The sequence below is a fragment of the Enterococcus sp. CWB-B31 genome (assembly GCF_020567645.1).
In the GTDB taxonomy this organism is placed as follows: Bacteria; Bacillota; Bacilli; order Lactobacillales; family Enterococcaceae; genus Enterococcus_L.
Genome location: NZ_JAJDJW010000023.1, coordinates 1 through 23,108 on the forward strand (window position 1 = coordinate 1; position 23,108 = coordinate 23,108).

A 23,108-nucleotide genomic window follows, 5' to 3' on the forward strand; every position below is an offset into this window, starting at 1 on the left:
ACTTTTGATGTGGTGGTCGGGAAACCAACTTCATCTTATCAGTTTAGGAGGCTTTTTTACTACCACGCTGGAAGCTCTCAAGAACCCCCAGCATAGCTGGGGGTTTTCAGAACATACAAAAAAGCAGAATTCTTCTTATAAAGAATTCTGCTAAACATTGGCATAATAACGTTTTTATTATTCTCCAGCGTTTGCGTCTTTGAGACCGTATTTCTTGTTGAAACGGTCCACACGTCCATCCGCTTGAGTGAATTTTTGACGTCCAGTATAGAATGGATGAGAATCAGATGTGATTTCCACACGAATCAATGGATATGTGTTGCCATCTTCCCATTCAACTGTTTCTTGAGAGGCTTTTGTAGAACCTGACAAAAATTTAAAACCTGTTGTTGAATCCATGAAAACTACTGGATGATAATCTGGATGAATCTCTTGTTTCATAATCTTTTTCGCTCCTTCGCCCTGAGCCATTTGCTGAATCAGAGTTTATTTTGTCAAAATACAACAGTACAATAATAGCACGTTTCAATTTTGGTTGCAATCATCTTTTCAAATTTCTTTTTGGACCTGGTTTACTGAACGAAACATCATGAAATGCTTCAAAAAACTCAGTATTACTCTTTGTTCTTTTCAAAAACTTGATAAACTGCTCTGTATAATCAAGCGAGTCTCCAGTCATGTTATTTCTAAGCTTCCAAATCTCTTCAAGGTGTTTGCTGTTCATCAGCAGCTCTTCTTTTCTGGTTCCTGATTTCTTAATATCGATCGCAGGGAAAATACGCCGCTCTGCAAGATCTCTTGAAAGATGAAGTTCCATATTTCCGGTTCCTTTAAATTCTTCATAAATCATATCATCCATTCGGCTTCCGGTATCAACCAGAGCTGTTGCCAAAATTGTCAGACTGCCGCCCTCTTCAATATTTCTGGCAGCTCCAAAGAATCGTTTTGGTTTATAAAAAGCAGCAGGATCAATTCCTCCGCTTAATGTGCGGCCGCTTGGCGGAATAACCAGATTATAAGCTCTGGCAAGACGAGTGATACTATCCATCAAAATCACTACATCCCGTTTATCCTCAACCAGACGCATTGCCCGATCCAACACCAGTTCGGTTACTCGTGTATGATTTTGGGGCTGCTGGTCAAATGTAGAGGAAACAACATCTCCTTTGACACTGCGTTCCAGATCAGTCACTTCTTCCGGACGTTCGTCAATTAACAGAAGGATCAATTCCACTTCCGGATGATTTTCTGTAATTCCATTGGCAATCTCCTTCAGAACACTGGTTTTACCTGCTTTTGGAGGAGCAACGATCAGCCCTCGCTGACCAAAGCCGACTGGAGAAAAAATATCAATCATTCGAGTAGAAACTCTTCCCGGTGTTGTTTCAAGCTGAATTTGCTTTTCCGGATATAAAGGTGTCAGTGCAGGAAAATGCGGACGCTGCTTTGCTTCTTCCGGATCTTTGCCATTCACACTCTCCACGTGCATCAACCCGTAATAACGTTCTGATTCTTTAGGCGGGCGAGCTTTACCTGCAACCTTATCTCCATTCCTCAGACCGAATCGCCGAATTTGGGAGGAAGAAATATAAATATCTTCTGCACTTGGTCCATAATTGATTGGACGCAAAAAACCATAGCCATCCTGAGAAACAATATCTAGAATCCCTTCCATAAAGAAGAAACCCTGCTTCTCAGCTTGAGCACGAATTACTGCCAAAGAAAGCTCTTTTTTATTCATCTGACTGTAGTAAGGAATTTTAAACTCTTTTGCATAAGCGTAAATATCCTTCAGCGTACTGTTTTCCAGTTCCGCCATCGTCAAATAGTCACTCATTGACTCACCTCAAATTCTTTTTCCGTTTCTATCATCTGAATATCTGCACCAAGACCTGTCAGTTTTTCAATAATGTGATCATAACCGCGTAAAATATATTCAACATTATAAATCGTTGTAGTTCCTTCAGCCATCAGTCCTGCTGCAACCAGGCATGCGCCTGCTCTCAAATCAGATGCAGTAACTTCCGCACCATGAAGCTTTGCAGGGCCGTTTAAAAGAATCATATTGCCTTCAACAGAAGCATTAGCGCCCATTCTTGCAAGTTCAGGAATATGCTTGGTTCGTTGAGAATAGATTGTGTCCACTACCTGACCGGTTCCATGTGCTTTTAACAGAAGCGGTGTCAGAGGCTGTTGTAAATCCGTTGCAAATCCTGGATAAGGGTACGTTTTTACATTAATCATTTTTAAGTCATCAGAAGGATGTACCTCTATCATATCTTCTTCGATAGTCATTTTGACGCCCATCTCCTGAAGTTTGGCGATAAAACTCTCCAAATGTTCATAGATCACATTTCGAACTTTTACTCCCTGCCCCATTGCTGCTGCAATAGACAAGTACGTCCCGGCTTCAATCCGATCCGGAATAATGGAATGGCGGCAGCCATGCAATTCCTCTACCCCTTCAATTCGAATGATGTCTGTGCCGGCTCCACGGATTTCAGCACCCATGTTATTCAACAATGTTGCTACATCAATAATTTCAGGCTCTCGTGCAGCATTTTCAATGATTGTTTTACCTTTTGCTTTGACCGCAGCCAGCATAACATTAATGGTTGCTCCGATAGAAACCATATCCATAAAAATTCTGGTTCCGGTAAGCTCCTCATCTGTACGCAAATACATCGCACCATGTTCATTGGTAACTGCCGCACCTAATGCTTCAAAGCCTTTCACATGAAGATCGATTGGACGAGGACCTAAATAGCAGCCTCCCGGAAGACCAACGACTCCTTCACCAAATTTTCCCAATAGAGATCCCATAAAATAATAGGAAGCCCGCAAGCTGTTTATTTTACCTGTAGGCATTGGGACTGAAACAATCTCAGTTGGATCAATCACCAGCGTATTGTCTTTAAATGTCGTTTTGGCACCCATGATTTCAAGAATCTCAATCAGCGAATGAACATCTTGAATATCCGGCACGCCGTCTAAAGTAACAGGTGAATCAGCCAAAATTGCTGCTGGAATTAAAGCTACTGCACTGTTCTTTGCGCCGCTTACCCAGACTTCACCTTTTAAAGGTCGATTACCATTAATTACTATTTTTTTCATCTATTTATCTCACCTAACTATGTCAGAAACTGAGCTATTTTTTAATATACCCAAACTATTCTAACACAAGACACTTCAATAAAAAAGAAATCTTTTCAAGAATAACAAAACAGCTGCCAATTGAGCTTAAAAATCTCCATCAACAAATCTGAACTCTATATTGATTCTGCTGCTGTTTTTCTTTAAGCATCATTCCCAAAATTTTTAATGTTAATTAAAAAAACTGTCCCAGCTTATTTCACTTGGACAGTTTTTTATTGCTCCTTAGAATCAGGAATTATGCTTTGTTGTCAGAACCGAACCATTCAATACGTTGTTCAACCAGTTCAGTAATTGCTTTTGTACCAGGTGCCAATAATTTACGAGGGTCAAAGCCTTTACCTTCAAGGTCTTTGCCTTCTTCAATATATTTACGCGTCGCAGCAGCAAATACTTCTTGTGCTTCTGTATTTACATTAATTTTAGAAACACCCATTGAAATGGCTTTTTGAATTTGATCTAAAGGAATACCAGATCCTCCATGCAATACTAATGGAATGTCGCCAACAGCGTCCGCAATAGCTTGCAGGTGATCAAAAGCCAGACCAGACCAGTTGTCTGGATAAGCACCGTGAATATTGCCAATTCCGCAAGCCAAGTAGTCAATGCCGGTTGCAACCATTTGTTTACATTCTTCTATATCAGCTAATTCGCCGGAACCAATGATCCCGTCTTCTTCTCCGCCGATAGAACCAACTTCACATTCTACAGAAACGCCTTTAGCATGAGCTTTCGCTACAACGTCTTTTGCTTTTTCGATGTTTTCCTCAAATGGAAGATGAGATCCGTCAAACATAACTGAAGTATAGCCGACTTCGATACATTCCAGTGCATCTTCATATTCACCGTGGTCTAAGTGAAGTGCTACAGGTACAGTAATACCCATTGAATCAACTAAATCTTTTACTAGGTCGTAACATACTTGATAACCGCCCATGTATTTTGCAGCTCCCATAGAAGTCTGAATTAATACTGGTGCTTTTTTAGCTTCAGCAGCTTCAAGAATCGCTTTTGTCCATTCCAAGTTATTTGTGTTGAATCCTCCAACACCGTAGCCGCTTTTACGTGCTGCTTTAAGAAATTCTGTTCCTGATACTAATGGCATAAAAAATTCCTCCTAAGTTTAAAAACCATATTTGTTAAGGCTATCCTTAACCAACAGATTCATTTTATCACTATTTTTGGTACTTTTCTACTAAAATTACCTCTTTCAGAAAATTTTATACAGGCTTTCACAAAGTAGTCTGTATGGAAAATGCTCCGACGTAAATTCTCCGGTTTTTTCACACCAATCAATCCCCTCTAAACTATTACAGCTTGTTCAGTTTTTGATCGTATAAAACTTTAAGTCGTGCTCTGCAGGATAGGTTGAAGAAATAGGCCTTTCCATACAATAATTTTATTTTCAAACGATCTATAAAGAACTGTTCGGTTACGCTTTTTTGATGCTTTTGATAAATTTTCAGCTGCCGCTAATAACAATTTTATTTGATCCGATGCTTTTTCAATTCAGGAAAGTTTCCGGTTGATTTAAATGCTCTTTGTTCCTCTTCATTGGCAAAACGCCCCAGTACTGTCTGGGTCGGAACTATATTCACAAATGCATTTTCATCATACATCTGCACTACCTGTTCCAATTCATATAGTTCATAGCGTGTGATGACCATCATAATCATCTTTCCTTCAGCTTTTGAATACCCTCCTATTGATGGCAGCAAGGTCATCCCTCTGGCAATTTGTTCTGCAATCCCCTGAATAACAGAATCAGGGTTTGTCGTGACAATCATTGCTGTTACTTTTTGGTGACTGGTATGCAGCGTATCAATCACTTGGGTCATGCAGTAAATGGAAATGATCGTATAAAGCGCACTCTCCCAGTTAAACAGAAATCCGGCTATAGCGACAATGATACTGTTTAAAGCAAAAATATAGTTGCCGACTGTTCTCCCTGTTGTTTTAGACAAAACCAGAGAAACAACATCCATCCCGCCAGTGGTAAAACCCATTTTCAATGAAAAGCCTGCACCGATTCCAAGCAGAACTCCGCCCACAATTGCATTCATTAGCGGATTGTCTGTTACTGTATATACAGGTACAACCATTGTAAGCAATGAAATGCAGGCAACATTCACAAAGCTGAAAATTGTCGCTTCCTTTCCAAGCTTCCAAAAGCCTAAAATAAAAATTGGCAGATTGAGAAGTAAAATAAAAATACCTGTATCTATGGTGACTGAAAAATTACTGTATAGCAGTGTCGCTAAAATTTGAGCAATTCCGTTCATTCCAGCTGAAAAAACTTTTGCAGGAATCAAAAACAAATTCAAGCCCATTGCTCCTGTCAGCCCGGTTAGGAAAATGACTATAACTCTTTTCATAAATTCTGATTTCTTTCGTGAAGCAAGAACGTTTCCCATCTACTCTACTCCTTTACTTTCAATTATTTTATATTCATCTTAACCAGATTAGCTGTTTTTTATTCTTAAGAACAAAATTGCGCATACTGAATAAGCTAAACTCTGTCATTTCAAAGGTCTCTATGTTTCCAGCCAAACCTTCCGGAAAATAATTTCTCTGATAAAGAATAACAGGTTATGGGAAGAAAAAAAAGGATTTCTCTCTGATTTTTCGGATAAGCTCTTGTCTGTTCCTGCCATCATTGATACTATTAGTAAAACAACAGTATACAGGGGGTTACAAAATGGCAGCAAAGGATGCAAGTTTTGATGTAGTTTCTGAAATGAATATGGAAGAAGTTAAAAATGCAATGCAAATCGCATTGAAAGAAATTAAAAATCGCTTTGATTTTAAAGATTCACTCGTTGATATTAAACTTGAAAATGGGCGGCTGGCCGTTGTTGCTGATGATGACTATAAGGTTGAACAAGTAAAAGATGTATTGTTCAGCAAATTAGTGAAACGGGAAGTACCTATCAAAAACATTCAGTTTTCTGATAGTGAAAAATCTCTTGGCGGAACAGCACGTCAATATGGCGAGCTGATCAGCGGGATCGATAAAGAAAATGGAAAAAAGATTAACAATGAAATAAAAAAATCCGGATTGAAAGTTAAGTCTCAGTATCAGGAAGATAAAATTCGGGTGACAGGGAAAAGCCGTGATGACCTTCAACAAGTTATTACATTGCTGAGAAAACTGGATCTGCCGCTGGAACTGCAATTTACAAACTATCGATAATATCAAACAGCCTCATGAAAACAAAAACAGCGTTTTCCTGAGGCTGTTTTTTACAGTCAGTTTAATAAATTTTTTCTAACACTTTTTTTTGGAGGCAGCTGCCAACGCTTTTCCAAGTACACGCGTTTGCATCGAGAATCAAACAAGGTCCTTCAATTCCTAGTGGCTCTGCCATTTAGAAATTGTTGAGATCGAAATGAAGTGTAGTGTAATGTAGTGAGACTTGTAAATACAAGGCTTTTCTACTGTTGCAGGAACAGCTAGCAGAATGGTATGCAAAGCTCTGCTGAAGATAAATTTGTCAAAATTTATTCCATATATAAAGAGACAGCTGTATGCAGACGACATCCTTTGAAGGTGCAGACATTCAAGCTTTAAACGGAGTCTGCTCCCCTTTGATCCAGCAGAATGCTGGACGAACGACAACCGCTGTTGATTTATATTGGCGCACATCCAGTAGTCGCAACTGCTGGACATGCGCCACGTTTCTTGGATTAGAAGTATAACTTAGTTTTAATTTGGGCGACACACGAAAGTCCTCAGACAGGTTCTGAATTCTATTTGAAACATCTATTGCATTACAAGGCAGCTTCTTGTTCCAGTATCACCCCAAATAAATCTTCTGCTATAACTCCTTTAAAATACTCTCTATTCTTTAGGGATGATCGACCAGATTAATCCCAGCACTGCAGTAAATAAAATAATCAAAAAGAGCCACATTCAATCACCTCATTTTACAAAAGGAATCAACACCAGCAAAGAGGAAAAAAGCAGTAGAATTAAAAAAAGTAAAGACATAGAGAGAAACCGTTCCTGCAATTTCAACGATTTCCGTTAGAATCAAGCTAGTTGTGAAAGCAGTCAGTACTGAATTCATCAGATTAAGGACCAGACCAAAAGAGCCTGTACTCTCTTTCCACCAGCCTGCTAAAAAAAGTAGCAATTGCAGCCACCCCCAGCATACTTTAACGCTGAGAATACAGCACCCTATCCGTAATAATGATAAATTTTTTGAAAAATAAGCCAATACCTGTATAGAAGAAGAGTATTTTTTTCTGGGCTATCCTTTCCTACTGGCTAAAATAGATACTATCACTGACAGAGCATTTACTAGAGCCTTTTCCAGACATTTGATTAATGGTCTCCATTAAAACACAAAGCTGGAGAATCATCGCCCTCAATAAGAAGAATTTTTCTATTCATCTGCTCACCAAGCTGTCAAACAACTGAAACTACCTTTTCTCTTGGTCTGTAACTGGAAATAACGATCATCGCTGTTATCTGATCACCTGCTTTTATTTTAGTAAAGTAAGAATAACAAGAGGAACTTAAAAAGAGCTTAAACAACAAAAGAGTTTTATCTATTTATTTCTCTGATCTCCAACTTTTCCCAGAATACAAAAAAGTGTCCGAAGCTTTTAATTTCGAACACTTTTTAGTAAAAATACCTGTTATTCTCCTTCCAAATAGGCGCGCAGTCCTTTACTGTCCTTATCACTGTTCAAGCCCACTATCAGTCGAATTCGAGCTTTTTGTCCATTTAACCCTCTGGCAAAAATCACTCCGCGTCTCTTCAGCTCGACCCCGCCGCCTTCATAAGCATAGATATCTTCCGCAATGCCATTGGAACACCGTGAAACCAAAACAACCGGTATTCCTCTATCCAGAATGACTTGCAGATTTGTCAGAACAGCTGGCGGAAGGTTGCCGGCTCCCAATGCTTCAATAACCAGTCCAGCGAGGCTTTCTGTATTAAGCAGTTTAAAAATCTCTCCGTTCATCCCTGCGTAAGCTTTCACTAAAAATACTTCTCCATCAATATTCTGAATATCACAGACCTCTTCCGGCATAACTTCTTTTATATAAAAGGTCTTTCCCTTCGTCAGCATACCAATAGGTCCAAATGTCGGTGTACGAAATGTTGCCACATTTGTTGTATGCGTTTTTGTCACATACTTTGCCATATGGATTTCATCATTCATTACAACCAGTACTCCTTTTCCTAATGAGTCATCTGAAGCAGCCGTCCATACTGCACTCATGAAATTGTACAGCCCGTCGCTGCCAATTTCATTACTGGATCGCATGGCACCGGTTAAGACGACAGATATTTTTTTGGGCACAGTCAATTCCAAAAAATAGGCAGTCTCCTCCAACGTATCTGTTCCATGTGTAATAACCACTCCGTCAATCCCTTCTTCAATTGCATCAAGAATACGTTCTTTTAATAAGAACATTTCACTTAATGTTATTTGCGGAGAAGGAAGGTTGAACATTTCTTCTACAATCAATTCTATTTCTTCGGAAAACAGTTCGTTTTGATTCAGCAAAGGATTTTTCTCATTTAAAACGACCCCTCCTCCAATATCTTTTGACATTGAAATAGTTCCTCCTGTATGTAAAGCAAGTATCCGTTTCATTCTTTTACTCCTTTTTCAAACTTCTCTTTTGGCTGCCAAAACTGTTCGATCTGTCTTTCCAAATGAGCCAGCGTTGGTTGAACCTGCGCACGATACCAATGAGGCGGCATCAGCCGCTGATAATCCGGACTTGCAAACCGCTGATCCAGCAGCAAGACAACTCCGCTATCTGCCGCATCTCGAATCACACGACCAGCTGCCTGTAATACTTTGTTCATCCCCGGAATTTGATAAGCATACTGAAAGCCCAATCCCTGTTCATCAAAATAATGCTTAATCAGCTCCTGCTCTTCATTAATTTGAGGCAGACCAACACTGATAATAGCTGTCCCGATCAGCCGGTCTCCCTTTAAGTCGATCCCTTCAGAGAAGACGCCTCCCAAAACACAGAAACCAATTAACGTTTCTTTCGGTTTTTCTGTAAATTGTTCCAGGAATCGTTCTCTTTCTTTTTCCTCCATTTCAGTCTGTTGAATCAGCAGCTTAATATCGGGATTCTTTTCATTAAAAGCGTCATAAACCATATCCAGGTATGCATAAGAAGGAAAGAAAAAGAGATAATTTCCTTTCTTCTGCTGAATCATGGTCGTTAGACTTTGAATTAACGTATTCAAGCTGTTTTGTCTTTCTCTATAGGTTGTCCGAATATAATTGGCAATCAGCAGCAGTTGATTTTCTTCCGGAAACGGATTAGGAATCCTGTAGGTCAGACTCTCGTCTGTTCCCCCCAGAATTTCTTTATAATAACTCAGCGGTGTAAAGCTGGCTGAAAATAAAATTCCGGTATGTGCCATACTCAATTTTTGATCCAGAAGATAGGATGGATCAAGACAGAACTGCTTAATTATAATTGTATGGTTTTTCTTTTGAATATACGTACAATAATGATCGTCATAAAATTCGCTGATTTTCAAATAGTTCAACATGGAAAAATAGATTTCCAACACCTGATTTAATTCCGGCAGCTCCTGATTTTGCGGCAGCCATTCGCCAATTTTTTCCGTCAGTCGAAAAAGCTGTTTGTTCAGGCTGTCAATCGGAGCCGGCTGGGAAATAAACTCTTTTTCTTCACTTTTACAATATTCATCCAATTGATTAAGCTCATCGATAACTTGATTAATTGTACGAGTTAAAGACTTCTGCTTCTTCCCTAACAGTTTCTTCAGCACAGACACCTGAAATTTGGATAACTCTGCTGAATACATTTCTCTGGACCGATTCACTAGATTATGTGCTTCGTCAATCAGAAAAACGTACTCTTTTTTTACACCCTCATCAAAAAAACGGCGAAGATAAACGACTGGATCAAATACATAATTATAATCACAAATTACTAAATCACACCAAAGACTGATATCCAATGATAACTCATAAGGACAAAGCTGGTGTTTTTGTGCATATTTTTCAATAATAGGTCGTGTGAACTGATCCTCACTGTGAAGAATTTCCCATAAGCCTTCATTCAAGCGGTCATAATAGCCGGCTGCAAAAGGACAGTGCTCGGGAGTGCAGTTTCTTTCTGTCAGAAAACAGATTTTATCTTTCGCTGTAATCGTGATACTTTTGATCTTCAGTTCTTTTTGTTTCATCCCTTCAACTGCATCTTCCGCCACCTGACGAGTAATTGTTTTTGCCGTTAAGTAAAAAATCTTCTCTGCTTTCTTTTCTCCCATTGCTTTCAATGAGGGAAACAGTGTGGAAATCGTTTTACCCGTACCTGTGGGAGCTTCCACAAATAAACGCTTTTCACTAAGAATGGTCTTATAAACACCAACAGCCAATTCACGCTGGCCTTTGCGATATTCACCATAAGGGAAAGAAAGATTTTTTAGTGATTCATTCCGAATTACCCGCCAGTTTTCATTAAAAATCAACCACTTTTCATATTCAGCCAAGAGCATATCCAAAAACTTGCCAAGCTCTGTTTGTGTATAAATTTTTTGAGTTTTCGTTATTTCCTCAGTTGTTGTTTGATAATAGGTCAGCTGCAGGACAACCTCAGTTAGTTCCTCCTGCTGACTGTATATTGCACCATAGCACTTTACCTGATTCCAATACATATCAAGCTGTTCTTCATACAAATCTTCAAAAGCCGCTTCGGAAGTTTTTATCTCGTCTATTACTATTTCTTCTTCTTCGTTTTTAAAGAGACCATCCATACGCCCTTCTACAAAATATGATGTATTATTTAATCGAATCTCTTTCGAAATTTTTATTTCTTTTTGATAGTTTTTCCCTGCTTCTTTTTGTATCTTTCTATGAATACGCGCTCCTTCCTGAGCGGTATGACTGCTGGTCTTTCGTGCATCTATGCTTCCTTTACGCAAAATAAATTCAACCAGTTTACGAATCGGAATCTTTTCTGAATCAAACACTTTCCATCACCTCGTAATCTCTCTTATTATAAAACATACGTTCGTAAATGGAAAGGATAACTAAAGAAAATAAAAAAAATCTAAGAGGAGCCTATCAGAGTCCTTCTCAGATTCTATAATCGTATCAATTATGTTTAATAAAAATTATTCGACCAGATTTTCCCTTACCTTCTTTGGCAATTTCGCTGCAGTCAGTTCGTAGGATTTTTTCATTAATCCAAGATACTCTTTCTCAGAAAATGTGCTGTCTTTAAGGATAATTGAGTTCCAGTGTGTTTTGTTTGCATAGTATCCCGGAACCACAAACGTATACTGTTCTCTTAACAGTTCATTTTCTTCTGGCAGACCTTTAAAGGTGAAGATTTCATCACCTTCTTTGTTTGTACCCATTAATGCAAAAAACTTTCCGGCAATATCAAAATAATCACATCCCCAGCTTTCCCGGTAATACACACTGGCACCCGGCAGTTTTCCAGCTTCTTTTTTGATTACTTCTTTCAGCTCTTCCATTTTTCGTTTCGCCTCCTTCATTCATTAAAAAAGGAGCTGGGAGATCCTTTCCCAACCCCATAAATATTGATTTAGTCTCTTGAAAAAATTCGCAGGAATGCCAAAAACAAATTAATGAAATTAAGATACAGCTGTAAAGCCATAAATACAGCAATCCCATTTCCAGCTGTTCCATTTGTTTCAAAGTAGATATTGCGGATTCGCTGATTGTCATATGCGGTTAATCCGGAAAAGACCAGCACAATTATGATTGATACTGCGTAATCCATTCCGCTGCTTTGGAAAATGAACGCATTCAACAGAACAGCGATAATAATTCCAAACAATGCGGCATATAATGCTCTACCCATTCCTGACAGATCTTTCTTCGTCAACACACCGACCAAAGCCATACAGCCAAATGTAGATGCCGCACTGACAAAAGCCGAAACGACTGTTGCCGGAGTATACATTGCAACAGTAACTGCGAGAGTCAGTCCGTTAATCATTGAATAAACAATGAACCCGCCAATTGCCAATGTTGGATTTTTCTGTGCTTTGGCAGCCAAAAAAAGGACCAAAGCAATTTCTACAATCCACATCCCCGTAAAGGCAAGTGGATACTTATAAAAAATCGTGAAAATTTGGTAAGCATAAACTTCTAAAACAATGTAAGAAATGATGGCACTGATTCCGATTCCCATTGCCAAAAAGCCATAAACTTTTGCATAAAAATTATTTAGTCCCTCTTGGATTTTCGTTGTTTCAAACTGATTCATTTCTGACCCCTTCTTTCTCTTCTGGTTCCTCTAAATCTACATGTTTTGGCGGCTGTACTAATACAACAGCATCCAATACTCTGTTTTCCTCTTCGTTAACTGCCTCAATTGAGATTGTAACAACATCTTTCATCTTGTCAATTTTGATTACTTCAAATTGAAACGTCAGTGTTTCATAGTGAAAAACTGGTTCCAGAAAGTTAATGGAAAAATTGACAACGTGAGAGCCCGGTCCGGGCAAATGCTTTGAAATGGCACTTGTTATGATGCCCATCAACATGATCGATGGTACGATCGGCTTTTGATATTCAGTTTGTTTGGCATAATCATGTTGGATATAAAGAGGGTTTGCATCATTCGTTAAGCCTAAATAAAGCAGCAGATCCTTGTCTTCGATTGATTCCGTCAAAGACAACGAATCACCTTCCTCAATATCTTCGATGGTTTTGCCTAATTTTCTCGGTTTTCCGATGTTCAAATTAGTACACCTCCATTAATGATAAGATTATTGTACCAAAAACACTGCAAAAGGCAAGTAGGGGGAAACGGGAAGCAACACATTTGGGTGCATACTTCGATAATGAGAGACTGCTAATCCGCATTTTGAGGATGCATCATTTAGTTGTAAAAGCGTTTCGGACAACCATTTTTCTTCCTCTTTTCACTTCCTGAAAAATGCTTGATATCCCTTTCGCTTACATTTTTAAACATTTTTTCTCAGCAAAAAAAGATTTGGAATTTCTCTCATCCAAACCTTTTTCTGTATTCATTTTTAATGACTGAAAAAATCTAATACAACCTGTTCAACTCAGCCATTTAAAAGATTTTCACCATTTGATTCAATGACCTGTTTGTACCAATAGAAAGATTTTTTTCTGCTTCTTTCCAGCGAGCCATTTCCTTCATCGTCACGGTCTACATAGATAAAGCCATAGCGTTTGCTCATTTCACCAGTTCCAGCACTGATAACATCAATACAGCCCCATGGAGTGAAGCCGATTAAGTCTACCCCATCATCAATGGCTTTCTCCATTTCAATAATGTGGCGCTTGAAGTAATCAATACGATAGTCATCATTAATCGAACCGTCTGTTTCAACGCTATCAAAAGCACCTAATCCATTTTCAACGACCATCAGCGGAACTTCATAACGTGAATAAATCTGATTTAGTGTGTAGCGCAATCCAACAGGATCGATTTGCCACCCCCAGTCGCTTGTTTCCAGATATTCGTTAGACACTCCGCCGAAAAGATTTCCACCCGTTTTATCATCACGATTGTCAATATCATCAGTCACACAAGTCGTCATATAATAGCTGAATGTGTAATAATCCACCGTTCCAGCGGCTAACAGCTCTTCATCTTCTTTTGTGATATCAATCTGAATGTCATTTTTTTCAAAATAGCACTTAATAAAATATGGATATTTCCCTTTAACCTGAACATCACCGCAGAAGTAATTGAATTTATCATTAATTTGCTGTGTTTTCAGAACATCTTCCGGACGACAAGTTTTTGGATACATGGTTATATATGCCAGCATGCAGCCAATTTTAAACTCGGGATTAATCTTATGACCGGCAACTACTGCACGTGCTGAAGCAAGAAAAACATTATGCAGTGCCTGATACTGTTCTGTTTCCGTATACTCACGATTGAACAGACCATTAATCCGTTTTCCATGCTCCATTGTTCCAAAGTTAATCTCGTTAAAAGTCAGCCAGTATTTCACTTTGTCTTTGTAGCGTTCAAAAAGAGTGGTCGCATAGTTTTCATAAAAGCCGATTGTTCGTTTATCCAGAAAACCATCATATGTTTTTCCTAAATGAAAGGGCAGCTCAAAATGCGAAATAGTCACAAGTGGTTCGATCCCATATTTTGCCAGCTCATCAAATACATCATCATAAAATTGTAAACCTGCTTCATTTGGTGTCTCTTCATCGCCGTTGGGGAAAATCCGTGTCCATGCGATTGACATGCGATAAACTTTATAACCCATTTCTGCAAATAGTGCAATATCCTCTTTGTACCGATGATAAAAATCGATCCCTGTATGACTTGGATAATAATATTTATCTGTATCAATTACCGGATCAAATGAACGATGTATGCCGGAAGTACGACTTCCAGCTCTATTATGATCACTGATGGAATCTCCTTTACCGTCTACATTCCATGCCCCTTCACATTGATTGGCAGCTGTTGCACCGCCCCATAAAAAATCTTTTGGAAAACTCATCATTTATCTCCTTTGCTGATTAATATCATTTTTTAAAACAGAAGGGGCCTGTGACATAAGTATGTCTGAGACCAGACCCCTAAAGCCGAATAAACGGTACTCTAGTCTTTGTATGATCCGAGCATTCGTAAGAAGCGTAGGAACATAAAGTCATTTGCTCCTGCGATGACTCGACGTATGGGGAAGCTTTGTCACAGCCTACTTTGCTGATAAAATTTTCCGACCGCTGTCGTTAATTCATCGTTTGCTGTATTAGCTTATCAGTTTGAGATGACAGCAGTAATCAGTACCTCGCCTTTTTTCACTGATGATTTGGAAGATGCTATCACATCCGCATAATCCGGTGTATTTGTAACTATAATTGGTACCTGTGTACTGTAACCGGCTTCCTCAATCGCTTTAATATCAAAAGTCACCAGCTTATCACCTTTTTTCACTTTTGCATGTTGTTCAACAAATGCTTCAAATCCTTCTCCTTCAAGCTGCACAGTGTCAATACCTATGTGAATCAGCACCTCTGTTCCATTGTCTGAAATTAAACCAATGGCATGTTTTGTAGGGAACAGCGTCATTACTGTTCCGTCAAATGGTGCAACAACCTCACCAACAGTTGGTTCAATCACAACACCTTTCCCCATAATACCTTCTGAGAACGCAGCATCTCTAGCTTCACAAAGAGGAAGAACATTTCCTTCCAGTGGTGAATCAACTTCTTCTTTACCCAATTGCTTTTTTTGACCGATAGCCGCCTTTTTTGCCTCTTCTTTTGACAGAGCTGCCGTAGGCTCATCATCTTTAAATCCTAATACCCAAGCCAGTGCAAAACCAGCTGCAACAGCAATTGCATCTAAAATCATACTATAAACTGCAAATTTGATATCTCCATCTGGGGAAATTTGACCGGTATATCTAAAGATTCCAAGCCCACCCATTTGATATGCTTGAATACCCAAGCCCATTGCAATTGCTCCAGTAACAGCACCGACAGCACAAGAAGCCCAGAAAGGTTTCTTTTTCGGTAAAGTAATACCATAAATTGCCGGTTCAGTTACTCCGAAAATTCCTGAAATGAAAGCAGGTATAGATAGTTCCTTCAATTTTGCATTTTTTGTTTTCAGCATTACTGCAAGAACAGCCCCTGTCTGGGCAAAAGATACACTTCCTGATGCAGTTAACAGGGCAGTTGGTTCACCTTGAGATAGGGCAATAATAACAAAGGGAATCAGTGCCCAGTGCATACCGAACATTACGAGAATCTGCCAAGAGAATCCAAGGATTGCTCCAAAAATAATTGGATTGAAATCTTGAACAGCAAGCAGCCCATTTCCCAAGCCATCAGCAACCACGTTCATGATCGGTCCAATAATTAAGAAGGTCAATGGGATTGTGATTAATGCTGTAAAGAATGGCACCAGAAATAGTTTTACTACATCTGGAATGATCTTCCTCAGCTGCTTCTCAAGCAGCGCAGCAAATGCTGTTGACGCAATGATCGGCATAACGGTTGAACCGTAACCAGCAGCTGGGATCGAGAATGGAATTCCAAAGAAATTCAGACCTCCGCTTTCAGCAAATACTGCTGTTGCAGAACCGTCAATAAAGCCAGTATAAACTAAACTTGAAGCGATCATCATTCCAAGGAATGGAGAACCGCCAAATTTTTTCATTGCTGTATATCCGATAAAGATCGGCAGAAACAGGAACAAGCCGTCTCCCATAGCGTTAATAACAGCGTATGTTGAGCTTGCTGAAAACTCAGCACCTAAAGCAAATGCCAAAACTGCATTCACACCTTTCAGCATACCTGCTGCAGATAATGGTGCAAGAATTGGCTGAAAAATGCCTGAAATCATGTCTACAAATCGATCGAATAAGTTCCCTTTAGGTCCATCATCAACTACCGGCTCCAATACGCCCAAAACACTGTCTACGTCTTTACGAACATCCGGAACGTGATTCCCAATAACTACTTGGTATTGTCCGCCCGCCTGCATAACAGTAACAACCCCATCCATATTTTTCAATACTTCTGTATTTGCTTTACTTTCATCTTTCAATTTAAAACGAAGGCGTGTAATACAGTTTGTTAATGAATTAACGTTTTCCTTGCCTCCAACTTCTCGCACGATATTTTTTGCTAACTCCTCGTATTTACCCATTTTCTTTCCTCCAAATTTATGTTTATTATTTTTATTCAGAGGTCTCGCCAACTCAATGTCACGATCCAGATCCTTTCCACAGGTATACTGTCATTCTGCGCTCCTTTCTTCCTTTTTTATCTTAAGGAATTTACTTCCTCAGTCACAGTTTTTTTCAATGATTCTGGCTAAATGTATTGTGATATAAACCTGCTCATCCTTTGAAATATCATAATCACGACGGGTTTTTAACAATTCAGAAACTTTCTTCGTTGCTTCAAAAGCCTCCGGGTATTGTTTACTGACCAGAGAAAACAGCTCATTCTCAATCTGATTTTCTTCCTGATCTACGGGGTTATCGCGTAATACGCGTTCTGAAAAAAATTTTAAGTGTGTAATAAACCGTTGAAAATAAATATCATTTTCAACAAAATTAATACGCAAGGTATATTTTATGACCGTCAATATTTCTTCAATCAGTTGTGTAAGACTGACTGCATCATCATGATTACTGTCAATTTCAGCATTTGTAATATGCAATGCTAAAAACCCTGCTTCATCGTCGCTTAGCTCTGCATTTAACTGATAGTTGACTGTTCGAATGGTCTCTCTGGCAATCTCCAATTCCTCTGGGAAAAAGCGCTTAATATCCCAAAGCAGAAAATTCTTTACTTGGATATTTTTCCTGCTGCGCTGGATAGATGAATGCAAGTGATCGGCAATTGCAATAAATGATGTTTCATTCAATTCTTTATTCAAAATTTTTTTAGCATTTGAAATTGTTTTGTAAGAAATATCTATTATTTCTTCAGGTATTTCTGAGAATAATTTTTTAATTTGTTCTGTCTCCACCTGATTTTTCAGCTCAAATACTTTTTCAATTTTTGAGTTATCCACTTCAGTACCAGGCTTCTTTTGAAATCCTAAACCATTTCCTGTTAATATCACTTCTTCATTATCCTCATTCAAAACAATCACAACGTTATTATTTAGAATTCTTAGAATTTTCAAAACAACCTACCCCCATTTGTTTGTAACCCAAACCTGAACATAGAAAAAGACCTAAACATTATCCTTTGCAGGTATTGTTTAGGTCTAGCTTAACTTAATAATAACTATCCATTTATTAAGCCAAATATACACCATTAAGAAAACGCTGTCAACGAATTTTTAAGTTTTTCAAATGAAAAACTAATGGTGATTTAAACAAGCCCAATGATGTATAAAAAACTTCCCAGCTATTGTTATAAGACTGGAGCGTGTCTAAGACTATCGAGAAGCGAACAAGGTCCTTCAATTCTTAGTGGCTTTGCCATTTAGAAATTGATGAGATCGAAACGAAGTGTAGTGTAGTTTAGTGAGTCTTATAGATACAAATTTTTTTGTAGTAGAAAGTTCGTTAGTGGAATAGTATATGTAGTTTCAACAGATATCCCTTAAATGAAATTGGCTCATTTTAGTATATTCATTTTTCTACAGACAATAGTTGGAAAAATAAGACTTATCCTCGTACGCATACCAGCAATCTCTTAGACGGGGCATACCTGTTTATTCATTTATTTCATCAGAGCTTTGCATACCATCCTTCTAGCTTAACACTAGGTAAGAAGGACTGGCGATATATTTTATAAACGAGTCTTTATAATGATGATTTTCATGAAAATAGTACAAAGATTTTTTGCTATTATTTTCAGTCAGGTCCTAAATATAAATTACGAAAGTCCAGACAATAGCAGGCAGGTTCAATTCTATTGAACAGATTTTTTTATTAAAAAATTATGTACTATAAAACAAACCAAAAATTTATAGAAACCCTTCGAATTATTTATTCTCATAAAAAAGTATTTTAAATCAGCATACTTTCTAAGTTTCCAGAAATCAATAATAATCATCCCCATCTTCTGAAACTATTACTGCCCCTCTTTTAGAAATCTAAAATAAAAAAACTGTAAAGAATCGTCGGATAAACGAACAGTTCTCTACAGTTTAAAATTGACTTTATTCATAGATTTCAAAATTACAGTACATTTCTAGTTGTATTACTTAAAAGTGTTTCATAAGCTTGTTCGAATTTTTGTACGTCTCCGGCTCCCATGAAAACAACTACTGCTTCCTCATAATCAAGCAATGGAGAGACATTGTCTTCCTGAATAACCTGACCGCCCTTTTTAATTCGATTACCCAGATCTTCAATCTTAACATTTCCCTGCTCTTCTCTGGCAGAGCCAAAGATGTCACACAGGAAAACATAATCAGCCAAATCCAGAGCTTCTGCAAATTCATCCATCAATGCAATGGTCCTGGTAAAGGTATGAGGCTGAAAAACAGCAACAATTTCTCTATCCGGATATTTTTGACGGGCACCATCGATGGTTGCTTTTATCTCAGTTGGATGATGCGCATAATCATCCACAATGACAACTTTTCCAACCTTTTTTTCAGTAAAGCGGCGTTTCACACCTTTAAAAGTCAGCATTTCTTCAGCAACTTTTTCCATATTCAGACCTTCAAAATAAGCAACAGCAATCACACCCAAGGCATTCATAATGTTATGCTCGCCAAAAGCAGGAAGATCAAAGTGCCCGACAAATTCCTTGCCATGGTAAACATCAAAAACGGAACCAGTTGTTGTCCGTTCAATATTTTTAGCCTGAATATCATCCTCTTCATTCATGCCATAGTAATAGATAGGAACATCCGCTTCAAGCTTACGAAGATACTTATCATCACCATACGCAAAAATTCCTTTTTTAACCTGATTTGCCATTTTTTGAAATGCTGAAAATACATCATCAATACTCTTGTAATAATCTGGATGATCAAAATCAATATTCGTCATTATTACATAGTCAGGAGAGTATGCTAAAAAGTGCCGACGATATTCGCAGGCTTCAAATGCAAAAAATTCTGCATCGGGAACACCATGACCTGTGCCGTCGCCAATCAGGTAGCTGGTTGGTTTGATGCCGCTCAATATATGAGAAAGCAATCCTGTTGTACCGGTTTTACCATGAGAGCCAGTTACAGCGATACTTGTATAAGGCTGGATGAATTTCCCAATAAAATCGTGGTAGCGAATAATTTCTGCTCCAAGCTCCTTTGCACGCACCAGTTCTTCATGTGAGTCAGGAAACGCATTTCCGGCAATTACTGTCATATCTTTTGTGATATTCTCTGCATCAAATACCAGCAGGGGAATTCCTGCTTTTTCCAAGTCCCGTTGTGTAAAGAAGTACTCCTCCACATCAGAGCCTTGAACCTTATATCCCTTTTCAAATAAAACAAGGGCAAGAGAGCTCATTCCAGAGCCTTTAATTCCCACAAAATGATACAGTTGATTTTCACGATTTTCCATTATGATCCTCTTCTCTTAATCTCTATATGTAAATTGACTTTTATTTATTAAAATTATGCTAAAATTGTACGTTTCTCATTATCATATAAAACAGAAAAATAATCAACTAAAAAATAATTCACAATAACCAGTAATATTCTAACAAATAAATAGAGCTGGATTGGAAGTTCCTTTTCTGACAGCGGGACAGATAGATTAAAAGCGCAGACCATTGGATGGTCGTACGCTTTTTTCATCTATCGTATTTAACTGAAATATTTTGTATTTTCCATTTCAGCATGGGAATCTTCAATAATGCCGCTTAACGATTTATCAAGTATCCCCTTTTTCTGTTCCTGTTCTGCTTCAGAAACCTTTTGACCATACGCCGTCTGATTCTTTGCCTGTTCTTTAGCTGATTTCAGCTCTGAACGTGAACGCGGCAAATTTTCTTCCCCTTTTAGATCAAAACGCTTCATGTTCGGACGAATTTGCTGATACTGGCGTCGTGTCAGCGGAATTTCCGGTGTTTCCTTTGGAACATTAAATTTCTGAACAGACGGATCATTTTCCTTTTTTTCTTTAAACTGGGTATCCTCATGATCCATCAGCAGATAGGATTTAGGTTCTTTCCGCATAGCGGCCAGCAATTCTTGATCAGATATAATTGCTTCTTCTGCTGGCTGATCTGGAATAACAGATGCAGGAACATAGGTAGGAACAAAGTAGGTTTGATCCTGTTTTTTCGGCTCGCCAAATGAAGTGACTTTTCTGGTAGTGGTTCGTTTATTGAACGCAGCCGTTTCAAAGTTTTCCTTACTCTTCTTATGCATGTTTCCAAATAAGTTTGGTTTCTTCTGACGTTCCGCTGCTCTGCTGCGGTTTATTGTATAATCAGGAAGATTCAACTTATGCTTTTTTAATTCTTCGATTTGTTCTTTGGTATGCGCTGGCTTCAAATCAGATCTGCCTGCAGCTTGGGACGGATTTGTTTTTGGCTTGTTCTGTGTTGCTGTATCCATCTCTGCATACATCGTTGTATTTCCATCACTGCTTTGAAGCATAGACGATTCGTCTTTGAATAAATAGCGCTTTGTTTCAGGGGTTATCTTTACGCCAACTTCATCATCAAAAGCTGGAAATCGAGAATATCTTCTTGTTACCTGTGCCGGGTTTCCCATTTACGTCATTCCTTTATTTTTGCTTTCGGCTAATTCTACCATAAACAAACTATTTTCTAAACTGCTTCCTTCATTTTTACAATCAAAATCTTTAAAATACAAGAAATTATTAACTGATTTGTAAAAATTTGAGAGGGCTTCCGCCTTTGCTTGTTTATTCAACAGGAAATATCACAAAAGAGACTGATGATTAATTTCTGCTGTCATAAACCTTTTTATTTTTAATCTAATCACTCAAAACAGGCTTAAATGATACAAAGTAACTATTGTTTCTGATCGAATTTTCACTACACTAAGGAACGAAGCATCTAAATCGCTCCTGTTTAAAATTCTAGCACTCGTTTTCATTTTACTCAACCATTAACTGTCAACAACATACTGTCCTTTCAGCTTACTTGCTTTTGACTGCTCTCTCTCAGGTTTTCCAACTATATACATAAATAGCCCTGCCGGCTAAAACGACTGAAAAGAACGTCTACCCGACAAGGCTCTGCAAATTAATGTTTATGGATATAATCTGTTCAACAACCGTGGGAATGGGATGGCTTCACGCACATGTTCTATTCCTGATATCCATGTTACTGTTCGTTCCAGTCCTAAACCAAAGCCGGCATGAGGAACCGAGCCGTATCGGCGTAAATCAAGGTACCATGAATATTCTTTTTCATCCAGTCCATGCTGACGAATCTGCTCCAGCAGAAATTCATAATCTGTTGCTCTCTCTGAACCGCCGATAATTTCTCCGTAGCCTTCCGGTGCAATCATATCTGCACAGATAACCACATCATCTCTAGTTGGATGAGGTTTCATGTAGAAAGGCTTAATTGCTTTTGGATAGTTCAAAATAAAGACAGGCTGTTCAAATGAGTTCGCAATAAAAGTTTCATGCGGTGACCCGAAATCGTCTCCCCATTCAATATCTTCGAAACCATTTTTCTTCAAAAGCTCGACTGCATCATCATAAGTAATTCTAGGGAAAGGCAGACTTGTATATTTTTTCAGCAATTCTTTGTCTCTTTCCAATACATCCAGCGCATATTCACAGTTGTCCAACACACTTTGTACGAGAAAAGCAACATATTTTTCCTGAACTTCAAGGCTCTCCTCCTGATGCATGAAGGCCATCTCAGGCTCTATCATCCAAAACTCAATCAAATGACGACGAGTCTTCGATTTTTCAGCCCGAAAAGTAGGCCCAAAAGAAAAAACTTTTCCAAATGCCATCGCTGCTGCTTCCATGTATAACTGTCCACTCTGTGATAAATAAGCCTCTTCATCAAAGTAATTCGTATGGAATAGCTCGGTTGTACCTTCCGGCGCGCTGCCGGTAAGAATTGGCGGATCAATTTTGACAAAACCGTTTGAGTTGAAGAATTCATAAGTTGCACGAATCAGCTCATTACGAATCTGCATAATCGCATGCTGTTTGGAAGAACGCAGCCACAGATGACGATGATCCATCAGAAAATCCGTTCCGTGTTCTTTTGGTGTAATTGGATACTCATGACTTTCGCCAACAACTTCAATTGCCGAGATGCCAATTTCATAACCGAATTTCGAGCGCGTATCTTCTCTGATTTCTCCGGTGATTACTACCGCTGTTTCCTGATTCAATCCTTTGGCAAGCTGAAAGACCTCTTCACCCACCTCGTTTTTTACAACAATTCCCTGAAAATATGCTGTACCGTCCCGAAGCTGCAAAAAAGCAATTTTCCCGCTTGACCGTTTATTTGCTACCCATGCACCAATTCTAACTGTTTCTCCTACATGGCTTTTTGAATCAATAATTTGAATTTGTTCCACCGTT

The 23,108-nt window shown here is 38.5% G+C and carries 17 protein-coding genes; 1 reads left to right on the forward strand and 16 read right to left on the reverse strand.

What is annotated here, in order from left to right; genetic code table 11:
* Positions 1 to 177: 177 nt before the first annotated feature.
* The 5 genes from LI954_RS14950 to LI954_RS14970 form a co-directional block, all read right to left on the reverse strand.
* Positions 178 to 441 carry a type B 50S ribosomal protein L31 gene (locus LI954_RS14950; RefSeq protein ID WP_202067335.1) on the reverse strand — a complete coding sequence of 88 codons (264 nt, stop codon included), beginning with the start codon at positions 439 to 441 and terminating at the stop codon, positions 178 to 180.
* Positions 442 to 541: 100 nt separating this feature from the next.
* The gene (gene rho / locus LI954_RS14955; RefSeq protein WP_202067336.1) at positions 542 to 1,837 is read right to left on the reverse strand and encodes a transcription termination factor Rho; all 1,296 of its coding nucleotides are present in this window, start codon (positions 1,835 to 1,837) and stop codon (positions 542 to 544) included.
* A complete protein-coding gene (locus tag LI954_RS14960; RefSeq protein ID WP_202067337.1) occupies positions 1,834 to 3,114 on the reverse strand; it encodes a UDP-N-acetylglucosamine 1-carboxyvinyltransferase in 1,281 nt (426 codons plus the stop codon). The genes rho and LI954_RS14960 overlap by 4 nt, the downstream gene beginning before the upstream one ends.
* A 277-nt stretch (positions 3,115 to 3,391) precedes the next feature.
* Positions 3,392 to 4,258, reverse strand: coding sequence for a class II fructose-bisphosphate aldolase (locus LI954_RS14965; protein WP_202067338.1), 867 nt, complete (start codon positions 4,256 to 4,258; stop codon positions 3,392 to 3,394).
* Positions 4,259 to 4,637: 379 nt separating this feature from the next.
* Entirely contained in the window at positions 4,638 to 5,528 is an 891-nt protein-coding gene (locus tag LI954_RS14970; protein ID WP_420705935.1) for a YitT family protein, read from the reverse strand.
* A 323-nt stretch (positions 5,529 to 5,851) separates the two neighbouring features.
* Here LI954_RS14970 and LI954_RS14975 point away from each other — a divergent pair, with 323 nt between their 5' ends.
* Positions 5,852 to 6,346, forward strand: coding sequence for a YajQ family cyclic di-GMP-binding protein (locus LI954_RS14975; protein ID WP_229444839.1), 495 nt, complete (start codon positions 5,852 to 5,854; stop codon positions 6,344 to 6,346).
* Positions 6,347 to 7,797: 1,451 nt separating this feature from the next.
* Here LI954_RS14975 and LI954_RS14980 read toward each other — a convergent pair.
* From LI954_RS14980 to asnS, 11 genes are all read right to left on the reverse strand, one after another.
* On the reverse strand, positions 7,798 to 8,766 hold the full coding sequence (locus LI954_RS14980; protein ID WP_229442179.1) for an asparaginase: 969 nt from the start codon (positions 8,764 to 8,766) through the stop codon (positions 7,798 to 7,800).
* A complete protein-coding gene (locus LI954_RS14985) occupies positions 8,763 to 11,141 on the reverse strand; it encodes an ATP-dependent DNA helicase (RefSeq protein ID WP_229444840.1) in 2,379 nt (792 codons plus the stop codon). The genes LI954_RS14980 and LI954_RS14985 overlap by 4 nt, the downstream gene beginning before the upstream one ends.
* Positions 11,142 to 11,285: 144 nt before the next feature.
* On the reverse strand, positions 11,286 to 11,651 hold the full coding sequence (locus LI954_RS14990; protein ID WP_202067344.1) for an MmcQ/YjbR family DNA-binding protein: 366 nt from the start codon (positions 11,649 to 11,651) through the stop codon (positions 11,286 to 11,288).
* Between the two features lie 71 nt (positions 11,652 to 11,722).
* On the reverse strand, positions 11,723 to 12,409 hold the full coding sequence (locus LI954_RS14995; protein ID WP_229444841.1) for a Bax inhibitor-1/YccA family protein: 687 nt from the start codon (positions 12,407 to 12,409) through the stop codon (positions 11,723 to 11,725).
* On the reverse strand, positions 12,396 to 12,887 hold the full coding sequence (locus tag LI954_RS15000) for a MaoC/PaaZ C-terminal domain-containing protein (RefSeq protein WP_202067346.1): 492 nt from the start codon (positions 12,885 to 12,887) through the stop codon (positions 12,396 to 12,398). Before LI954_RS15000 ends, LI954_RS14995 begins: the two co-directional genes overlap by 14 nt.
* Positions 12,888 to 13,217: 330 nt before the next feature.
* Positions 13,218 to 14,648: a glycoside hydrolase family 1 protein gene (locus tag LI954_RS15005; protein WP_324254766.1), complete on the reverse strand. Its 1,431-nt coding sequence runs from the start codon at positions 14,646 to 14,648 to the stop codon at positions 13,218 to 13,220.
* A 260-nt stretch (positions 14,649 to 14,908) separates the two neighbouring features.
* The gene (locus tag LI954_RS15010) at positions 14,909 to 16,807 is read right to left on the reverse strand and encodes a beta-glucoside-specific PTS transporter subunit IIABC (RefSeq protein WP_229442184.1); all 1,899 of its coding nucleotides are present in this window, start codon (positions 16,805 to 16,807) and stop codon (positions 14,909 to 14,911) included.
* A gap of 138 nt (positions 16,808 to 16,945) precedes the next feature.
* A complete protein-coding gene (licT, locus tag LI954_RS15015) occupies positions 16,946 to 17,797 on the reverse strand; it encodes a BglG family transcription antiterminator LicT (RefSeq protein ID WP_229442186.1) in 852 nt (283 codons plus the stop codon).
* 1,006 nt (positions 17,798 to 18,803) lie between these two features.
* A complete protein-coding gene (murC, locus tag LI954_RS15020) occupies positions 18,804 to 20,141 on the reverse strand; it encodes a UDP-N-acetylmuramate--L-alanine ligase (protein ID WP_202067349.1) in 1,338 nt (445 codons plus the stop codon).
* A 245-nt stretch (positions 20,142 to 20,386) separates the two neighbouring features.
* A complete protein-coding gene (locus LI954_RS15025) occupies positions 20,387 to 21,301 on the reverse strand; it encodes a hypothetical protein (RefSeq protein WP_229444845.1) in 915 nt (304 codons plus the stop codon).
* A gap of 504 nt (positions 21,302 to 21,805) precedes the next feature.
* Positions 21,806 to 23,104, reverse strand: a complete 1,299-nt coding sequence (asnS, locus tag LI954_RS15030) for an asparagine--tRNA ligase (RefSeq protein ID WP_229442190.1) — start codon at positions 23,102 to 23,104, stop codon at positions 21,806 to 21,808.
* Positions 23,105 to 23,108: the final 4 nt, after the last annotated feature.